This window comes from Salipiger pentaromativorans, from assembly GCF_024721115.1.
Taxonomy (GTDB): Bacteria; Pseudomonadota; Alphaproteobacteria; order Rhodobacterales; family Rhodobacteraceae; genus Salipiger; species Salipiger pentaromativorans.
In genome coordinates this window covers 56,026-74,531 of the sequence record NZ_JAMDHK010000010.1, presented here as the reverse complement: position 1 = coordinate 74,531, position 18,506 = coordinate 56,026, and the positions used below count along the sequence as shown (strand labels likewise).

Sequence of the window (18,506 nt, the reverse complement as noted above, 5' to 3'; positions counted from 1 at the left end):
GGGATGTATCAATAAATTGAACAAGTACCGGATTTGTCTTGAAATTGGGACGGAGTGCTTGTGAAATTGCAGCAGGCTGCGACCGGGGGCACGGGTCTCCCGGTCCAGCGCGGCGACAACAGCCAGACAAATACAAACAAAGCGAACAGGGAAAACATCATGAAACTGAGACCGTGGGCGTTAAGCCTTTCGACCCTTCTTTTGTCCACCGCCGGGCCTGCGCTGGCCCAGGATCCGGACCCCACCTATGGCGGAACGGCCATTGTCGTGGTGGGCGACGAGCTGACCTCGCTCAATCCCGCGATCACGTCGGGCTCGGGCGAGGGCGTGGTGGGCTGCATGGTGCTGGAGGGCCTCGTCGAGATCGACGGCGAGGGCAACCCGGTTCCGGCGCTGGCCAAATCCTGGACCATCTCGGACGACGGGCTGTCCTACACGTTCGAGCTGAGAGAGACCAGCTGGCATGATGGCGAGCCCTTCACCGCCGACGATGTGGTCTATGCCTTTACCAATGTGAACTCGAAATACGCGCCGCTCTTTTCGGCGCAGCTTGGCAAGCGCATCGAAAGCGTGGTGGCGGACGGGCCGCATGCGGTGACGGTGAATCTCAGCGAGCCCTTCGGCCCCTTCATGCGGATCCTGACCTGCTGGAACGGTGGGGCGATCACGCCCAAACATGTCTTCGAAGGCACCGATCCGAACACCAACCCGGCTTCCTCCGAGATGATCGGCACAGGTCCCTTCAAGTTCGAGACCTGGAACACCGGGGACTCCATCCGGCTCGTGAAGAACGAGGCATACTGGAAGGAGGGGCGCCCCTACCTCGACGGGGTGGTTGCGCGCTTCATGCCCAATGCCGCCTCGCGCGTTCAGGCCATGCTGGCCGGGGAGGCGGATTTCATCCAGAAATACTACTTCCCGGTCAGCGACCTGCCCGCCGTCGAGGCGAGCCCGGCGCTCAAGACCATGCCCGCGAGCCAGGCACCGAACAATCTGCTCGGCTTCTTCAACGTCACCAAGCCGCCCTTCGACAACAAGGAGCTGCGTCAGGCGCTGTTCAGCCTCGTGGACCGGGACTTTATCTTCAAGGCCGGGTTTGGCGGACAGGGCATGAAGGCGACCGGCCCGATCCCGAAACAGGTGAGCTGGGCGTCGAACCCGGATCTGAGCTATGACGAGATGTATCCGGCCGATGTGGACGCGGTGAACGCCAAGCTCGACGAACTGGGCTTCGCGCGCGGCTCCGACGGCACCCGGTTCGAGACCAGCATCATCTTCGAGGCCGCCGTGCCCGAGCGGCTGAAGGCCGCGACCGCGATCCAGGCGGCCTGGCAGGAGGTTGGCGTCAAGGTCAATGTCGAGCCGCTGGAACGCGCGCTGCTGCTCCCGCGCGCCTATACCGATGGCGATTTCGGCGTGCTGATCATCTCGTACGGAACCTATGGCGATCCGGCGCTCGGCATTGCGCGGGTCTATATCACCTCGTCGATCGGCAAGAATTACGGCAACGCCTCGGGCTACAGCAATCCCCAGGTGGACGAGCTGTTCGCCCAGGGAGCGACGCTGGCCGAAACCTCGGCCCGGAGCGCGGCGTACCGCGAGGCGGAAAAGATCATCGCCGAGGAACTGCCGGTCATGACCCTGCACGAGAACAAGGGGATCGACGCGGCGGTTGCCAATCTCTACGGCATCTGGGGCTATGAAGGCGCCGGCCGCTTCGGCGAGGCCTATTTCGCCGAGTGATCCTGCGATCCGCCCCGTGGCCGGCGAACAGCCGGCCACGGGGCACGCAACCGCACCGAGGGGCCGCCTGTCACGGCGGTTCCCTCTTCCCTCACCGGACCGTCCGGGTCAGCGTGAGGGGGCAAGCAATTCTCCCGAACACGAGCGCGAACACATGCAACAGGCAGCAATGGCGGCAACCGCCGGGCCGGATGCCACGCGATGAGAAAATACTTCTTCAGACGGCTCTTCTGGGGCCTCGTCACCATCGTCGTCATCGTCACGGTCAATTTCCTCATCCTCAAGCTGGTGCCGGGCGACCCGGTCACCGCGCTGATCGGCGAATATCCCGCGCCGGATGAATACATCGCTCAGGTGCGCGTCGAATTCGGGCTCGACGAGCCGCTGACGGTGCAGTTCGCGAACTATGTCACGAACCTTGTTCAAGGCGATTTCGGGTATTCCTTTGCAAACCGCAAAGCGGTGCTGCCGCTGATCCTCGAACGTGCGCAATACACGTTGCAGCTTATCCTGCCGGGGATCGCCATCGCCTTTCTGCTCGGCGTGTTCCTGGCCGTGGTGACGGCGGTGCGGCGGTCGGGGGTGCTGGACACGACGGTCTCGTCCATCGTGATGTTCGGCTATTCGATGCCGTCCTTCTGGCTGGGGCAGGTGCTGGTGCTGATCTTTGCGGTGGGGCTGTCGTGGCTTCCGGCGGCGGGGATACGCTCGGTCCGGGTGCAGCCCACCGGTGTCGCCGGGGCGCTCGACCTGGCCGCGCATATGATCCTGCCGCTGATCTGCGTGGTCTCGTTCAAGATCGCCATCGTGCTGCGGGTGGCGCGGGCAAGCGTGGTGGGCGTCATGCATGACGACTTCGTCACCACCGCACGGGCCAAGGGTGTGAGCGAGCGGGCCATCATGTGGAAACACGTGCTGCCCAACGCCATGGTGCCGGTCATCGTCGTGCTGGGCTATAATCTCGGCCATGCGCTGACCAGCTCGATCCTTGTCGAGACGGTCTTTGCCTGGCCCGGCCTCGGCACGCTGTTCGTGAAATCCATCGCCAGCCGCGACTATCCCGTGCTGCAGGGCATCCTTGTGCTCGCCACGGTCATGGTTGTGGCGGGCAATCTGCTGGCGGATTTCGTCGCCGCGCTCGTCGACCCAAGGGTCCGCAAGAGCATGGGGGCGCGACGTGGAGAATAAGGCCTTGAAACTACCCAATATCGGAGCGGGCGCCTGGACCGGGCTTGCGATCTTTGCGGGCTTTATCCTGCTCTATCTGCTGGTGCCGCCCCTTACTGGCGGCAACCCGAGGGCGCTGTCCACCGACCTTCTGCAGCCACCCTCGCCGCAGCATCTTTTCGGCACGGACGAGCTTGGGCGCGACGTGTTCCTGCAATTCGTCGATGGCGTGCGCATCTCCTTCACCGTGGGCTTTGCCGCCGCCGCCGCCACCTCGCTCGTGGGGATCATCGTGGGGGCCTATGCGGGCTTTTCCGGCGGCGCGGTGGATCTGGTGGTGATGCGCATCACCGAGATGTTCCAGGTCATTCCGACCTTTGTCCTGGCGGCGGTCATCGTCGCCATGTGGGGACCCGGCCTGACACGGGTCGTGGTGGTCATCGCATTGCTCGCCTGGCCGCCTGTGGCGCTGGTCATCCGGGGCGAGGTGCTGCGGATCAAGCGGCTCGACTTCGTCGATGCGGTGCGCTGCCTGGGGTACAGCGAGGGCTATATCCTCCTGCGCGAGATCATTCCCAACGCCGTCCGCCCGGTCTTTGCGCTGGCGACGCTCGCGGTGGGGCAGGCGATCCTGCTGGAAGCCTCGCTCAGCTTCCTCGGGCTCAGCGATCCGAGCCAGGTGAGCTGGGGCCGCATGCTGAGCCTCGGCCAGAGCTACCTGCTGACCGCCTGGTGGATCTCGACCTTTCCGGGGCTCGCCATTTTCCTGACAGTGCTCGCCTGTAACTTCGTCGGCGACGGGATCGGCGCATATGTGAATCCGAAGGGCCGGAAATCATGACCCAGACCGAGAACATCGTCGAGATTTCCGACATCCGCATCGACTACACGCTTCGCGGCACGACCATCCACGCCACGCAGGGCGCCTCGCTGAAGGTGCGCCAGGGCGAGACGGTCGGTCTTGTGGGGGAATCCGGGTCGGGCAAGTCCACCATCGCGCGCGCGCTGCTCGGTCTGCTCGATCCCGAGCGCGCCGAGATCGCGGGCGGGCGCATCGTGCTCGACGGCCGCGACGTGACCCGGATGACGCCGGAGGAGTGGGTCGGCATGAGGGGGCACCCTGTGGCCATGGTGTTCCAGGATCCGCTGACCTTTCTCAATCCGATCATGAGTGTCGGCAAGCAGATCCGCGAGGCGATCCTCCTGCACGATCCGGAGCAGAATATCGAGGCCCGCCTGAAGGAACTGCTGGATATGGTGAAGCTGCCGGCCCATGTGGCCCGCTCCTACCCGGACGAGCTGTCGGGCGGGATGCGGCAGCGGGCGCTTCTGGCGGTGGCGCTGGGATGCCGGCCCAAACTTCTGGTGGCGGACGAGCCCACCACCGCGCTCGACGTCACCACGCAGGCCGAAATCATGGAGCTGCTGGGGGAGCTGCAAAAGAGCACCGGCATGGCCATGCTGCTCATCAGCCACGATCTCGACCTGGTCGCCACGGTCTGCGAGCGGATTTACGTTATGTATTCGGGCCGGACCATCGAGTGGGGCGCGGCGGAGCAGATCTTTGCCGCCCCGGCTCATCCCTATACCCGCGGGCTGCTTGCGGCGGCGGAGGGGCGGCGCCAGGAGGACGGCACCTTCGTCACCATTCCCGGCGATCCGCCCGATCTGCGTATCGAGGCGCAGGGCTGCCCGTTTGAGCCGCGCTGCGCGGTGCGGCAGCCGGTCTGCAGCCAGAGAATGCCCGAGGCCACGCCCTATGGTGCCGCCGCGCATCTGGTTCGCTGCTTCGCCGCCGAAGACAGCCAAGGCAAGGAACGGAAGATCGTCCATGAGCTCTGACGCCGCCACTCCGCAAAACCCGATCCTGACACTGACCGGCGTGTCCAAGACCTTTACCAATCTCGCGGGCGAGGAGGTGGTGGCGCTCAAGCCGCTCGACCTTGCCATCCGTCCGGGCGAGATCGTTGCCGTCGTGGGCGAAAGCGGTTCGGGCAAATCCACCCTGGGGCGCATCGCGCTGGGGATCCTCCGGCCCGATACCGGCGATGTGCGGGTCCGGGGCAAGAGCTGGGCGACCATGGGCAAGGCCGACCGCAAGGCGGCCCGCGCCCTGGTGCAGCCGATCTTTCAGGATCCCACCACCTCGCTCAATCCGCGCCGGACGATCCGCAGCCTGATGACGCAGGCCTCCTGGGCCTACACGGGCGACCGGGCGGTCTTTATCCGCGAGACGCTGGCCAATGTCGGGCTGCGCACCGAGGAGGATTTCCTAGACCGTCATCCGCATGAGCTGAGCGGCGGGCAGCGGCAGCGGCTTTCGATCGCGCGGGCGCTGGCGATGCAGCCGTCGGTCATCGTCGCGGACGAGCCGCTCTCGGGGGCGGATGTGTCCCTGCGCGGGCAGGTGCTGAACCTGATGCTGAAGATCCGGCAGGAGATGGGCGTCAGCTACCTGATGATCACCCATGACATTTCCATCGCGCGCTACTTCGCACACCGGGTTCTGGTGATGAAGGACGGCGAGGTTGTCGAAAAAGGCGACGCGGAAACCGTGGTGGGCGATCCCAAGCATCCCTACACCCAAAAGCTGCTGAATTCGACCGGGCTGCATCTGCCGAAATCCGGCACCGCCTGACCGCGGTGCCGCCCGGGCGATCCGTCCTGCGACTGAGAAAGACCGCCACATGTCCAGATTGTCCCTGCGTGAATGGCTGCGCGTGTCGCGCTGGAAAGCGCAGCTGGGAACCCTGGCGCTCGCCGGGGCGGGGGCCTGGTGTTTCCTTTGGCTCGGCGTGCCGCTGCCCTGGCTCTTCGGTCCCATGTGTTTTTGTCTGGTCGCGGGGCTCATGCGCGCGCCGCTGGTGACGAACGACGCGATGACGATGGCAAGCCGTCTCATCATCGGGGTGACGGCGGGAACCGCGATCACGCCGGACGTCGTGGCGCATATTCCCCGGATGGCCTACACGGTCGCCATCGTGCCGCTGTTCGTCGCCACCGCCGGGCTGGTGGGGGTGCCCTATTTCATGCGTGTCTGCGGGTTCGACCGGGCCACCGCCTATTACGCGGCGATGCCGGGCGGGCTGACCGACATGGTGCTGTTCGGCAGGGAGGCGGGCGGCGACGAGCGCGCGCTGGCCCTTGTGCACACGACGCGGGTTGTGGCCACGGTCGCGCTGCTTCCGGTGCTGCTGGCCTATGCGTTCGATCTCGATTTCACCCCGCCCGACAAGGCGCAGGTTTCGCCGACCCCGATGACCGAACTCCTCCTGATGGGGATCGCGGGCTATGCGGGGTGGCGGATTGCCCTGCGGCTGAGGTTGTTCGGCGCGCCGGTCCTGGGGCCGCTCATCCTGGGGGCGGCGCTGTCGCTTACCGGGCTTGTCGAGCACCGCCCGCCGGCAGAGGTGATCTCGGCGGCGCAATTCTTTCTGGGTGTGGCACTGGGGGCGGGCTATGTGGGCGTGACCTTTGCCGAGCTCGGGGGCAAGGTGCTTGCCGGGGTGGTCTATGTGCTGATCCTCGCGGCGCTCGCGGGGTTTGTCACCGAGGTGGTGGTGCAGCTCGGCCTCCTGTCACCGCTCGAAGGGCTGCTCGCCTTCGCTCCGGGCGGGCAGGCGGAAATGATGCTGCTTGCTCTGGCGGCTGGAGCGGATATCGGGATCGTGGTCGTGCATCATCTCGTGCGGCTCGTGCTGATCATTCTCGCCGCGCCGCTGGTGGCCTCGCGGCTGCGGCTCGGCCCTCGCAAATAGCAGCGGCGCTCAGCGCCGCGCGGCCTCTTCCACGATGATCTCGCGCAGGCGCCGGGCCGGCGGCGAGAGCGCCGCGTCGCGCCGCCCGACAAGCCCGATCTGCCGCGAGACCTCGGGGCCGGTCAGTGTGCAGAGCGCAAGGCCGTCCTCGGCGAGCGGCACGGCGGAGAGAGGGACCGGCGCGACGCCGAGACCGGCGCGCACCAGCTCCAGCGCGGTCGAGGTGCGCGGAACCTCATAGGTCCAGAACAGCGTGGGGCCGCTGCGGGCCAGGGCCCGGTCGATGAGCGCCCGATTGCCGCTGCCCTGCATCGGAAGGACGAGGCGCTGCCCGGCCAGCGCTTCCCATGCCACGGGGCCGCCCGCCGCCAGCGGATGGTCGCGCGGCACCGCCAGCACCACCCGATCAGCAAAGAGCGGCTCGAAGGCGATCTGCTCTTCGGGCACCGGCAGCGAGGAGATGCCGAAATCGGCCTCGCCCCCTGCCACCGCCTCGGCCACCTCGTTGGCGAGCATATCGAGCACGCGCACCCGGGCGCCGCCCTGTCCCGCGCCGAGCACTCCCAGCGCCGGAACCAGCAGCCGGGGCACCGCGCTCGGCACTGCCGCCACGGTCACGATGGCGCTGCTTTGATGCTCGAAACGCGCCGTCTCGTCGCGCATCTCGCGCAGGGTCTCGCGCGCCTCGTCCAACATGGCCTGCGCCCGCGCTTTCATCCGCTTGGCCGCCAGCGTCGGGCGCACAGCGCGTGTGGTCCGCTCGAACAGCGTGACCCCAAGCGCCTCCTCGAGCTTGCGGACCCGCCGTGTGAGCGCCGATTGCGAGGTGCCCAGATGCCGCGCCGTCGCGGAAAACGAGCGGGTCTCGAACAGGACGAGAAACGCCTCGAGGGCGTCGAAATCGAAATTTATGCGCATTTCGGCATAATCGCAAAAATCTTTGCAGTTATCAATGGGCGGGCTTGGCGCTAGACCCGAGGTGATCCCGAAGGAGTCCGGAATGTCACAGCCAGGTGCAGAGTACGACGTCGTCGTCGTCGGAGGCGGCAATGCCGCCCTTTGCGCTGCCATGACGGCAGCCGAAAGCGGCGCGCGCGTGCTGATCCTCGAAGCCGCGCCAAAGCCCTACCGTGGCGGCAATTCGCGCCACACCCGAAACTTCCGCTGCATGCACGAGGAGCCGGTCTCGGTCCTTGTCGACAGCTATGGCGAGGATGAGTATTTCGACGATCTCATCAAGGTGACCGGGGGCAAGACCGACGAGCACCTGGCCCGGATGGTCATCCGCAGCTCGCGCGAATGCCTGCCCTGGATGATCGAACGCGGCGTCCGCTTTCAGCCCTCGCTGTCCGGCACGCTGTCGCTGGCGCGGACCAACGCCTTTTTCATGGGTGGCGGCAAATCTCTGGTGAACGCCTATTACCGCACCGCCGAGGCGCTTGGGATCGAGGTGCATTACGAGGCGCCGGTCACGCATATCGAGCTGGACGGCAGCCGGGTGACCCGCGTCGATTACCAGCTCGGCGGCGAAGCCCGTTCTGTCCGGCCCGGCGCGGTGGTGGTCGCCTCCGGCGGCTTCCAGGCGGATATCGACTGGCTGGCCGAGGCCTGGGGTCCGCCCGCGCGCAATTTCCTCATTCGCGGTACGCCCTATAACCGGGGGGTGGTGCTGAGGGACCTGCTCGACCAGGGCGTGATCTCGGTCGGCGATCCGACCCAGTGTCACGCGGTGGCCATCGACGGGCGGGCGCCGAAATACGACGGCGGCATCGTCACCCGGCTCGACTGTGTGCCCTTCTCGATCGTGGTGAACAACGACGGCGAACGGTTCTACGACGAGGGCGAGGATGTCTGGCCCAAGCGCTATGCGATCTGGGGGCGCCTGATCGCCGCGCAGCCCGAACAGGTTGGCCATGTGATCATCGACGCCAAGGCGCTGCCGCTTTTCATGCCCTCGGTCTTTCCACCCATCAAGGCGGATACGCTGGAGGAGTTGGCCGGAAAGATGGACATTCCCGCGGACCGGCTCACCGAGACGGTCGCCACCTTCAACGCCGCCTGCGGCGAGGGGGACGGGTTCCATCCAACGGAACTCGACGGCGTCGCCACAACGGGGCTCACCCCGCCCAAGACCAACTGGGCCCGGCGGATCGAGCAGCCCCCCTTCTACGGCTACAGCCTGCGCACGGGCGTGACCTTTACCTATCTCGGGCTGAAGGTCGACGAGACCGCGCAATGCAGCACCGAGGCGGGACCCGTCGAAAACCTCTGGGCCGCCGGAGAGACGATGGCGGGCTCGATCCTCGGGCAGGGCTATCTGGCCGGCTACGGCATGACCATCGGCACCGTCTTCGGTCGCATCGCGGGTCGGGAGGCCGCAAACCATGTACGATAATCCGATCGAAGAGGCGCGCCGCCAGGCGCAGATCTGCAACTCCTGCCGCTATTGCGAAAGCTATTGTTCGGTTTTTCCGGCGCTGCACGCCAACCGGGTCTTTAGCGACGGCGACATGGTCCAGCTCGCCAATCTCTGCCACAACTGCCAGAATTGCTACTATGCCTGCCAGTATACCGAGCCGCATGAATTTGCGCTCAACCTGCCCGGGGTTCTGGCCGAGGTGCGTCAGGATAGCTGGGAAGAGACCGCCTTTCCGGCATCCTTCGGGCGCGCCTTCCACCATCACGGCACGTTGATCGCCATCGCGACGATCCTCGGCATGGCGCTGCTTTTCTGGGCTGCGCGCAGCCTGCCCGCGGATGGCGAAGGGTTCTATGCGGTGCTGTCGCACAACGCGCTTGTGGCGATCTTCCTGCCCGCTTTCCTGTTTCCGGTGGTGGCGCTGGCGGTCGGGCTGAGGCGCTACTGGTCGAAGGTCGGCGGAGAAAGGCTGCGGCTGTCGCAGTTGATCACCGCCTTCGGATCGGCGGGGCGGATGAAGAATCTGGCCGGGGGCCATGGCGAGGGCTGCAATTTCGAGGACGAGGACCGGTTCTCGCAGGGGCGGCGGCACATGCACCAGGCGGTGATGTACGGTTTCCTGCTTTGCTTTGCCGCCACGGCGTCGGGAACGATCCTGCATTATGTCTTCGACATGCCCGCGCCCTACCGCTTTTTCTCGCTGCCCAAGCTGCTTGGCGTCAGCGGCGGGATCCTGCTGTGCCTCGGCACGCTGGGTCTCATGCGGCTCAAGATGAAATCCGCGCCCGAACTTCAGGACCAGCGCGTCCGGGGCGGCGAGTTCGGCTTTATCCTGCTGCTCTTTGTGGTCAGCCTGTCGGGCCTTGCGCTTTACGTCTTCGGCGCCACGCCCGCGCTGGAACTTCTGCTGGCACTGCATCTGGGGGCCGTCCTCGCCTTCTTCCTCTTGACGCCCTATTCCAAGATGGCTCACGGCTTTTACCGGCTGGCGGCGCTTGCTCGGGATGCGCAGCGGACCTGACGGGGTGTTGTCGAGGCTTGCCGCAAGTATGACTGCTGCCACTGGGCTGATCCCGCATTCGGATCGCGGCGTTCAACAGGCGGCTGACGACGACCGCGACGCCCTCACCGCCGTGAGAAGCACGCCCTTGATGAGTCGGTAGGGAAACTGCCCCGACACCGCCCCGATGAAGAGCGTCTTCCACAGGCTCGAAGTCGCGCGCGGACCTCACCGCGTCTATGCCACAAGGGGCGAAGCGTGCGGTGACCTCTTCGCCGCCTGCCTTCCGGAATAGGCTACCGTTCCACGGCCGATATGGACCGCATGGTGTGACCTGAGCCCGTCCACTTGTTCGGAGCAGGAGCAACCCACTGTTTCGCTCTGCGCGCAGAGCGGGCCACTTGTCGGTTAGGTGGTGGACAGAACGTAGCGCGCCGCTGGTGCATCTTCTTCGAAAGCGAGGCGGAGCCAGAAGCCAGACGTTCCGGGAACCGGGCGCTTGCGCTTTCTCGGATCCCCGGAATACTCCGGCTCTTGTCAGCCGGATTGGCGGCTGGACGTGGACCGGACGAAAGTGGGGGAAATGGAAAAGATCACGGAAGCGATCAGCAGATTCGCGGTCGGGCTCTCTGGGTTCGGCATTATTCTCATGCTTGTGCTTGTTGTCGCGGATGTGCTTCTGCGGACGTTCTTCAACGTGTCGATCCCCGGAAACGACACGATCGTTGCCTCTTATCTGATGGTCGCGGCGATCTTTCTGCCCTTGGCACTGTTGCAGGTGCTGGACGAAAACATCGTCGTCGATGCGCTTTACGACCGCTTGCCGACGATTGTGCAGGATCTTCTGGATGTGCTCGCCCATCTTCTGGCGGTGCTCTTTTATCTGCTGCTCGGCTGGATCTACTACCGTGTCGCGATCGAGGCCTTCGAGGTGAAGGAATATATCACCGGCACCTGGAACGTTCCGATCTGGCCCGCGCGGATCCTGATGCCGGCGGGGCTGTTCCTCGGGTCGCTGGCGGCGCTTGTGAAGACCGCCTTGGCAATCCGCAACCTGATCGCTGGCACACCGCCGCCGCCGCACCAGTCCTCGGGAGCATTCTGACATGAGCGAAAGAGAAACCATTGGCGCCCTCGGCGTTGCGATTGTCATGCTTCTGGTCGCCCTGCGCGTCCCCGTGGGCATCGCGATGGGCCTGGTCGCCTTCGGCGGGATCTCGGCGGCGATCAGCGTCAAGGCGGGCCTTGGCATCCTCTCGGCGGTGCCTTTCGAGCTGGTGGGCGACTGGAATCTCTCGGCGATCCCGATGTTCCTGCTGATGGGCTATGTCGCGGCATCGACCGAGCTGACCAAGAACCTCTTCCGCTCGGCGCGGATCTCGCTTGGCTGGCTGCCCGGCGGGCTGGCGTCGGCCACGGTGATCTCGGCGGCGCTTTTCGCCTCGGCCAGCGGGTCGAGCGTGGCCACCGCCGCAGCCTTTTCGCGCACCGCCGTGCCCGAGATGCTGCGCGCGAATTACCATCCCGGCCTTGCCACGGGCGCGGTCGCGGCGGCGGGTACGCTGGGCGCGCTGATCCCGCCGTCGGTGCTGATGATCGTCTACGGCATCACCATGTCGGAATCGATCAACAGCCTGTTCCTCGCGGGGCTGCTGCCGGGCATCCTGTCGGCGGCGATGTTCATCCTCTACATCACGCTGCGGGTGACGCTGAACCCGTCGCTGGCCCCCCGCGTGACCGAGGAGGTTTCGGAAGAGGAGCGGCGCGAGGCGTTTCGCGATGTCTGGCCGCTGCCGCTGATCATCGTCTGCGTCATCGGCGGGATCTTTGCCGGGCTCTTCACACCGACCGAGGCGGGCGCCATCGGCGCGGGGCTGACCATCCTTCTGGCGGTGCTGCGGCGGTCCTTCACCGTCGCGGGGTTCCGCGATGCGCTGCGGCGCACGGCCACCGGGACCGCGTCGATCTTTATCATCGTGGTGGGCGCCGCGCTGTTCCAGCGCCTGCTGGGGCTGACCGGGATCGCCGGGTATTTCTCGGATCTCGTCTCGACCCATATCCACACGCAGCTTGGGCTGATCCTGTCCATCGCGCTGCTGTATCTGGTGATGGGCTGCTTTCTGGAACCCGTCTCGATCATGCTGCTGACCCTGCCGGTCCTGACCCCGGTCCTGGAGCATTTCGACGTCAATCTCGTCTGGTTCGCGGTCATCACCGTGAAGCTGCTCGAAATGGGCATGGTCACGCCGCCGATGGGGCTGAACATCTTCGTCGTCAAAGGGGCGATGGGGGACGAGGTGACCCTCGGCCAGATCTTCCGGGGCACCTTCGGGTTTCTGGCGTCCGATTTCGTGACGCTCGCCCTGATCATCGCCTTTCCAATCCTGTCGCTGTGGCTGCCTGGCGCCGCGCAGTGACCGGAAGACCCTCAAACAAACTCTCGGGAGGAGACTATACCATGCGGAAAACATTCTGTGCCCTGACGGCCTCTGCCGCGCTTGCCGTCACGGCGGGCGCGGTCCAGGCCAAGGACCTGACGGCAAGCTCCTGGCTGCCGCAAAGCTACGCCCATTCGAAACACGCCTATACCGAGATGTTCGACCGCATCAGCCAAGCGACCGGCGGCGAGCTGAATACCGAGATCTTTTTCGGCGGCTCGCTGCTTCCGGCGCGGACGACGCTGTCCGGCATCGGAGACGGCGTGGCCGATGTCGGCTATGTCTATCCGGCCTACACCCCGGCGGATCTGCCGATCCAGTCCTTCCTGAACAATGCGAGCTTTGTCAGCGACGACATGTGGACCGTTGCGCTGGCCTATACCGAGTTCAACTACACCAATGCCGACGCCATCGCCGAATGGGCCAAGCACAATGTCATCATGCCGGGGGCGCATGCGACGCCGCTTTACAACATCCTGTGCAACACGCCGGTGACCACGACCGCAGAGGCACAGGGCAAGCGCATGCGCACCGCCGGTGCCTCGTTCACGGGGCTGGTCGACTCTCTGGGCGGCACGCCGGTGTCGGTGCCCATCGGCGACGCCTACAGCGGTATCCAGCGCGGTTCTCTGGACTGCATCATCGCGGACCCGAACACGCTGGTCAGCTTTTCGTTCAACGAGGTGGTGACCGATGTGACCACGGTTCCGCTGGGTGTGGTGACCGGCGCGATCTGGGCCTTCAACAAGGATAGCTGGGACGATCTGACCGACGCGCAGAAGGCGCTGATGAAGGACGAGATGGCGGTGGCCATCGTGGGCACCCACATGGAGTTCGATCAGAACGTGAAGGATGCGTTCGAGGACGCCACCGCCAAGGGGATCGCCCTGCATGACGCCGCACCCGATCTTGCGGCGCATATCGACGACTACAAGGCGAAATACGTGGCCGATCTGATCGCCGGTGCCGAAGGTTTTGACGGTCAGGCGGTCTATGACCAGTTCAGCGCGATGCAGGCGGAGTGGGCCGCGCGTCTGGAAGGCGTCGACCGCAGCGACGAGGCGGCGCTGGTGGCCATCGTCAAGGAACACCTGATGAGCAAGTTCCCGTTCTGAGCGCCTGATTCCATCCTCCCGGCGCGCGGGGGAGAGATTTCCCGCGCGCCCATGACCGGCCCGGCCCCGACCCTTGGCCCGGCTGTTCTCCCCTGACCCCTGCCGCAATGGCACGCAAATTGCAGCGTCTGGGCCGGAGCGGTTGCCCGGTCGAGGGGGCAAGGCGTGGCCATTGACAGGCTGCCGCCAGCGGGGACAGTCTCTCCGGGGGGAGAAGAGATCGGAAGATGGGTCAGCAGGAGACAGACGGATCGCAGCCCAGTGTCGTGCATCACGTGCGCAAGCATGATGTCGAGTCCTGGCACAACGCCATTTGCGAAGTCTTCTGCCACACGCGCTATACGCCGCGCCCGGACAACAAGTTCATGGGCGAGATGAGCTTTGCCTCGCATGGCGGCGCCCGGATGCTCAAGGTGCGGTCTTCGGCGGGGCATTTCGTCCGCGACCGCCAGACCATTCAGCGCGACGGTTTCGACAGTCTCGTGGTGCTGGTCAGCCTGCGGGGCGATCTGCAGATGGTGCAGAACGGCAATTTCCTTCAGGCCCGGCACGGCGAGGCGCTGGTCTACCGCCATGGCTCGCCCTTCGAGATCGAGTTTCCCCACCGCTACGGTGCGGTGTCGCTGCGGGTCGATCCCGATCTGGTGCAGCGGCATTGCCCGTCGCTGCTGATGCAGAACGCGACGGTGATCAAACCCGAAACGACGAACGGACTGCTGGCGCTGACCATGGTGCGCGAGCTCTGCGTCAACGCGATCACCAAAAGCACGACCGACGCGCACCGGCTGGTCGGCGCGACGCTGGATGTGATGTCCACCATCGTCTCGCAGCCCGACAACGACAGGAGCACGCGGAACCGATGGCTGCTGGACAAGCTCGAGGATCTCTTGCAGCGCAATATCGACAACGGCGAGCTGAGCCTCGAAAGCCTTGCCCGCGCCGCGGGTGTCTCGGCGCGGACGCTGAACCGGCTGTTTGCGGAAAAGGGCACGACGCCCATGCGCTGGGTGTTGGACCGGCGGCTGGAGCTGGCCTATGACGTGTTGGCGCAGCGCCGGGTGCGGAATGTCACCGAGGCGGCATTCAGCTTCGGCTTCAACGACAGTTCGACGTTCAGCCGCGCGTTCTCGCGCAAGTTCGGCGTGCCGCCGAACAGCGTGCTGCGCCGGGGCTGACACCCGGCACGGCGGCGTTCAGGCGAACAGCTAGGACTGGATGAGCATCGTCGAGAGCTGGTTGATCGAGTTGATGTTGAGCCGCGTATAGGCCCGAAGCCGGTATGTCCGCACGCTGGTCTGCTTGATGCCCAGATCCAGCGCGATGCCCTCGGCGGTCACCCCCAGCACCGAGCGCGCGCAGACGGCCACTTCGCGCCGGGTCAGTTCCGGGAAGGTGGCGGCGACGCGCTCTTCCATCTCGCCTGCCGACACGCGCCGCTGCGGCACCGCCTGTGCGGCCAGCCGGACATGCAGCCGCAGGATCGGCAGCAGCAGCTTGCCCAACTGGTTGAGTTCGTCGTGCTGGAAGGCGCTGAACCCGCCCGTGGCACGATCTGCCAAAATGCTGAGCGCAATCAGGTCGGTGCCGCTGCCCTGCGCCAGCGTCAGCGCCTCGGCGAAGCCGGGTCCGGTAAAGCAGAGGCTGCGCAGCATCGGGGCGCGGATCCCGGAGGCGGCGATGCGGTGGATGCCGGGGCCGTCCGCGCCCGGCTGCGGCGCGGCGGCGGGGTCGCCGAAGAGCGCCTTGGCGTAGGCCTCTGCCCAGCTAGGCGGCAGCGGGGCGCGGCTCTCCAGCAGTGTAACGTGGGGCAGTGCATTTGCGCGCCCCTCACGCCGGAGAATGGCGAACCCGGCGGCGCCGATGGCGTCGAGCAGCAGTCCGGCGAGGGCCGCGGCGAAGAGGTCGGAGCCCGCCGCCTCGACGATGCCGCCCAGCCTGTCGATAATCTTGGTGGCTTCGGGGTGCCAGGGGTCTATGCGCGTAAAGATCATGGTATTTTCCTCCCTCCCGCGCGGCCCGCCCTTGTCGGCTGGTCCGATCGGGTCGCGACAGGGTGAGATGCCGGCGCCGCGCCCGCATGTCTGAAATCGCCAAAACTCATGACAAATCCTGCCAGCGGGCGCGCGGGCAGGGCGAAGGGTCATACCCGGTTATGACAGATCGCGCGCCGCCGCCGCGATAAGGTTTGCCCAACGCCGGCCCCGAAGGCGGCCGATGCGACCGGCAAGCATAGGGAGGATGTCCGTGTCCGAGAAACTGACCAAGCAAAGCATCGAGGAGACCTTTCAGGCCCTGTCGAACTGGGGCCGGTGGGGCCAAGACGACGAGCTCGGCACGCTGAACAATGTCGGCGCCGAGCAGATCATCAATGCGGCCAGACTGATCCGCAAGGGCAAGGTCTTCGGCCTGGGCGTGCCGCTCGACCAGCCGCTGCAATCGCTGCCGCACAAGCGCTGGAACCCCATTCACACCTTCATGCAGGACGGCGCCGATGTGGCGACGGGCATGTTCGAGGGGCGGCTGCAATATGCCGACGACGCGATCAACATGCCGACCCACGGCTCGACCCATTGGGACGCGCTGGCCCATGTCTTCAATGACGGGCGGATGTACAACGGGCACGACGCCCGGAAATACGGATCCAAGGGCTTTGGCGTCAACGGCATCGAGAACATGGCCAACAAGATGGTCGGGCGCGGCGTGCTGCTGGATGTGGCGCGGTTCAAGGGCGTGGACTCGCTCGAAGACGAATACGCGATCTCGAACGCCGAGCTCGACGCCTGCGCCGCCGCGCAGAACGTCACCATCGAGAAGGGCGATTTCGTGATCGTGCGCACCGGCTATCAGGAACGGTTCTGGGCGCGCGGCGACTGGGCCGGGCACACCACCGGCATGGCGCCGGGGCTCGATTTCGAAAGCTGCTACTGGCTGAAGGAAAAGGACGTGGCGGCGGTCGCCGCCGACAATTACGCGGTCGAGGCGCGCCCCGCCGAGGGCGAGGGGTTCTCCTATCCCTGGCACGGCGTGGTGATCCCCGCCATGGGGCTGACCATGGGCGAGATGTTCTATCTGCGCGAGCTGGCCGCCGATTGCGCCGAGGACGGCGTCTACGAATTCTTCTTCTGTGCGCCGCCGCTGAACCTGCCCGGCGGCAGCGGGTCGCCGATCAACCCGCAGGCCATCAAGTGACCGCAACCAGACCGGAGACTGCGCGTGCCCGCACCGTCCTTTGATTATATCGTCGTCGGCTCCGGCTCGGCGGGCGGCGTCATCGCTGCCCGGCTGAGCGAGAGCGGCAAGCATTCGGTGCTTTGCCTCGAGGCGGGCACCGAAACAGAACGCTATATCTGGAGCCGTTCGCCCATCGGCAGCGCCTTCATGATCCAGAACCCCAAGGTGAACTGGAACGATTTCTCCGAGCCGAACCCGAGCCATGGCAACCGGCCGATCCATGTCGCCCATGGCAAGATCCTCGGCGGGTCGAGCGCGATGAACGGCACCCTGGTCAACCGGGGCCAGAAGCGCGACTACGACAACTGGGCGCAGATGGGCTGCACCGGCTGGAGCTTTGACGAGCTGCTGCCCTATTTCAAGAAGGTCGAGAACACCCGGATCGGCGCGGACAAGGATCGCGGCCGGGACGGCCCGATCACCGTCACCCGATACGACAAGATCACGCCCTTCTTCGATCTGTTCATCGACTCGGCCAAGGCCGCAGGGCTGCCCTATAACGACGATTATCTGGGCGACACGCAGGAAGGCGTGGCGATGACCCAGATCTCGGTCAGAAAGGGCCGCCGCAACAGCACCGCGACCCAGTATCTGGCGCCCGCGCGCAAGCGGCCCAACCTGACCATCTGGGGCGGGGCCGAGGCGCTGTCCCTGACCTTCGACGGGCGGCGCTGCACCGGGCTGCGCCTGCGCCGCAAGGGCCGGGTGGAAGAGATCCGCGCCAACCGCGAGGTGATCGTCTGCGCCGGGACCATCAACAGCCCCAAACTTCTGGAGCTGTCGGGGATCGGAAATCCCGAGGTCCTGCTGCGCCACGGCATCGCGACGGTACAGGCGCTGCCCGGTGTCGGCGAGAACCTGCGCGAGCATTACGGGCCGCAGATGAAATGGCGGCTGAACCAGAGCGGTATCTCCTTTGCCAATCGCGGCCACGGCTGGCGCTTCCTGCGCGAGATCCTGCGCTATGTGACCTATGGCGGCGGCTTTATCGGCCAGGGGATCGGCGGTATCCGGGTTTGCGCGCGCTCGCATGAGGGCGTGGAGGAGGGCGACATCCAGATGGTCGTCAATCCGTTCCTCGTCGATGTCATCGGCGGCAAGAACGGCGTGGGCGGCAAGCGGCGGATGTCGCGGGTCGAGGCGTTTTTCGTCACCCCGCAGATCCAGCGGCCCGAAAGCGCGGGCAGCATCCATATCAAATCCGCCGATCCTTCTGTCCCGCCGGCCATCGACTACAGGTTTCTGGAAACCGAGAACGACGTGCGTGTGGCGGTCGAGGGCATCCGGCTCGCGCGGCGCATCGCCGGGGCGGCACCGCTGGCGCCGCTGATCGAGCAGGAGATGGCGCCGGGGCCCGCGACGCAAAGCGATGAGGACATCGTCGCCTTCATCCGCAACACCGGCACCACCAGCTATCATCCGGCGGGCACCTGCAAGATGGGGCAGGACAGCCTGTCGGTTGTGGATGCGGAGCTGCGGGTCAAGGGGATCGCGGGGCTTCGGGTGGCCGATGCCTCGGTGATGCCGGTGATCGTGTCCGGCAACACCAGCATCCCGACGATGATGATCGGGGAAAAGGCCGCCGCGATGATTCTGGCCGATGCGGAGCGGGATCGCGCATGATCCGCGGAACGC

16 protein-coding genes are annotated in these 18,506 nt (G+C 65.7%); 14 read left to right on the top strand and 2 right to left on the bottom strand.

What is annotated here, in order from left to right; all coding sequences use genetic code 11:
- The first annotated feature begins 159 nt into the window (after positions 1 to 159).
- The 6 genes from M4578_RS15320 (at position 160) to M4578_RS15295 (ending at position 6,668) form a co-directional block, all read left to right on the top strand.
- Positions 160 to 1,743, top strand: a complete 1,584-nt coding sequence (locus M4578_RS15320; protein WP_258094167.1) for an ABC transporter substrate-binding protein — start codon at positions 160 to 162, stop codon at positions 1,741 to 1,743.
- 201 nt (positions 1,744 to 1,944) lie between these two features.
- Complete coding sequence (locus M4578_RS15315; RefSeq protein WP_258094166.1) at positions 1,945 to 2,931, top strand: ABC transporter permease; 987 nt, start codon at positions 1,945 to 1,947, stop codon at positions 2,929 to 2,931.
- 4 nt (positions 2,932 to 2,935) lie between these two features.
- On the top strand, positions 2,936 to 3,751 hold the full coding sequence (locus M4578_RS15310) for an ABC transporter permease (RefSeq protein WP_258094165.1): 816 nt from the start codon (positions 2,936 to 2,938) through the stop codon (positions 3,749 to 3,751).
- Positions 3,748 to 4,752, top strand: coding sequence for an ABC transporter ATP-binding protein (locus M4578_RS15305; protein WP_258094164.1), 1,005 nt, complete (start codon positions 3,748 to 3,750; stop codon positions 4,750 to 4,752). Before M4578_RS15310 ends, M4578_RS15305 begins: the two co-directional genes overlap by 4 nt.
- Complete coding sequence (locus M4578_RS15300) at positions 4,742 to 5,548, top strand: ABC transporter ATP-binding protein (protein WP_258094163.1); 807 nt, start codon at positions 4,742 to 4,744, stop codon at positions 5,546 to 5,548. The genes M4578_RS15305 and M4578_RS15300 overlap by 11 nt, the downstream gene beginning before the upstream one ends.
- Before the next feature lie 49 nt (positions 5,549 to 5,597).
- Complete coding sequence (locus tag M4578_RS15295; protein ID WP_258094162.1) at positions 5,598 to 6,668, top strand: AbrB family transcriptional regulator; 1,071 nt, start codon at positions 5,598 to 5,600, stop codon at positions 6,666 to 6,668.
- A gap of 9 nt (positions 6,669 to 6,677) precedes the next feature.
- Here M4578_RS15295 and M4578_RS15290 read toward each other — a convergent pair whose 3' ends face one another.
- The gene (locus tag M4578_RS15290; protein WP_258094161.1) at positions 6,678 to 7,586 is read right to left on the bottom strand and encodes a LysR family transcriptional regulator; all 909 of its coding nucleotides are present in this window, start codon (positions 7,584 to 7,586) and stop codon (positions 6,678 to 6,680) included.
- A gap of 82 nt (positions 7,587 to 7,668) precedes the next feature.
- Between M4578_RS15290 and tcuA the strand changes: the two genes are divergently transcribed.
- The 6 genes from tcuA (at position 7,669) to M4578_RS15260 (ending at position 14,815) form a co-directional block, all read left to right on the top strand.
- A complete protein-coding gene (gene tcuA, locus M4578_RS15285; protein ID WP_258094160.1) occupies positions 7,669 to 9,063 on the top strand; it encodes an FAD-dependent tricarballylate dehydrogenase TcuA in 1,395 nt (464 codons plus the stop codon).
- Positions 9,053 to 10,108: a tricarballylate utilization 4Fe-4S protein TcuB gene (tcuB, locus tag M4578_RS15280; protein WP_258094159.1), complete on the top strand. Its 1,056-nt coding sequence runs from the start codon at positions 9,053 to 9,055 to the stop codon at positions 10,106 to 10,108. The genes tcuA and tcuB overlap by 11 nt, the downstream gene beginning before the upstream one ends.
- A gap of 562 nt (positions 10,109 to 10,670) precedes the next feature.
- Positions 10,671 to 11,192, top strand: a complete 522-nt coding sequence (locus M4578_RS15275; protein ID WP_258094158.1) for a TRAP transporter small permease — start codon at positions 10,671 to 10,673, stop codon at positions 11,190 to 11,192.
- 1 nt (position 11,193) lies between these two features.
- Positions 11,194 to 12,504: a TRAP transporter large permease gene (locus M4578_RS15270; RefSeq protein ID WP_258094157.1), complete on the top strand. Its 1,311-nt coding sequence runs from the start codon at positions 11,194 to 11,196 to the stop codon at positions 12,502 to 12,504.
- 41 nt (positions 12,505 to 12,545) lie between these two features.
- Positions 12,546 to 13,640, top strand: a complete 1,095-nt coding sequence (locus M4578_RS15265) for a C4-dicarboxylate TRAP transporter substrate-binding protein (protein WP_258094156.1) — start codon at positions 12,546 to 12,548, stop codon at positions 13,638 to 13,640.
- Positions 13,641 to 13,867: 227 nt separating this feature from the next.
- Positions 13,868 to 14,815, top strand: coding sequence for a helix-turn-helix domain-containing protein (locus M4578_RS15260; protein WP_258094155.1), 948 nt, complete (start codon positions 13,868 to 13,870; stop codon positions 14,813 to 14,815).
- A gap of 30 nt (positions 14,816 to 14,845) precedes the next feature.
- Here M4578_RS15260 and M4578_RS15255 read toward each other — a convergent pair whose 3' ends face one another.
- Positions 14,846 to 15,631: a helix-turn-helix transcriptional regulator gene (locus tag M4578_RS15255; protein WP_258094154.1), complete on the bottom strand. Its 786-nt coding sequence runs from the start codon at positions 15,629 to 15,631 to the stop codon at positions 14,846 to 14,848.
- 253 nt (positions 15,632 to 15,884) lie between these two features.
- Between M4578_RS15255 and M4578_RS15250 the strand changes: the two genes are divergently transcribed.
- Both M4578_RS15250 and M4578_RS15245 read left to right on the top strand, forming a co-directional pair.
- A complete protein-coding gene (locus tag M4578_RS15250) occupies positions 15,885 to 16,829 on the top strand; it encodes a cyclase family protein (protein WP_258094153.1) in 945 nt (314 codons plus the stop codon).
- Positions 16,830 to 16,853: 24 nt separating this feature from the next.
- Positions 16,854 to 18,494: a GMC family oxidoreductase gene (locus M4578_RS15245; RefSeq protein ID WP_258094152.1), complete on the top strand. Its 1,641-nt coding sequence runs from the start codon at positions 16,854 to 16,856 to the stop codon at positions 18,492 to 18,494.
- Positions 18,495 to 18,506: the final 12 nt, after the last annotated feature.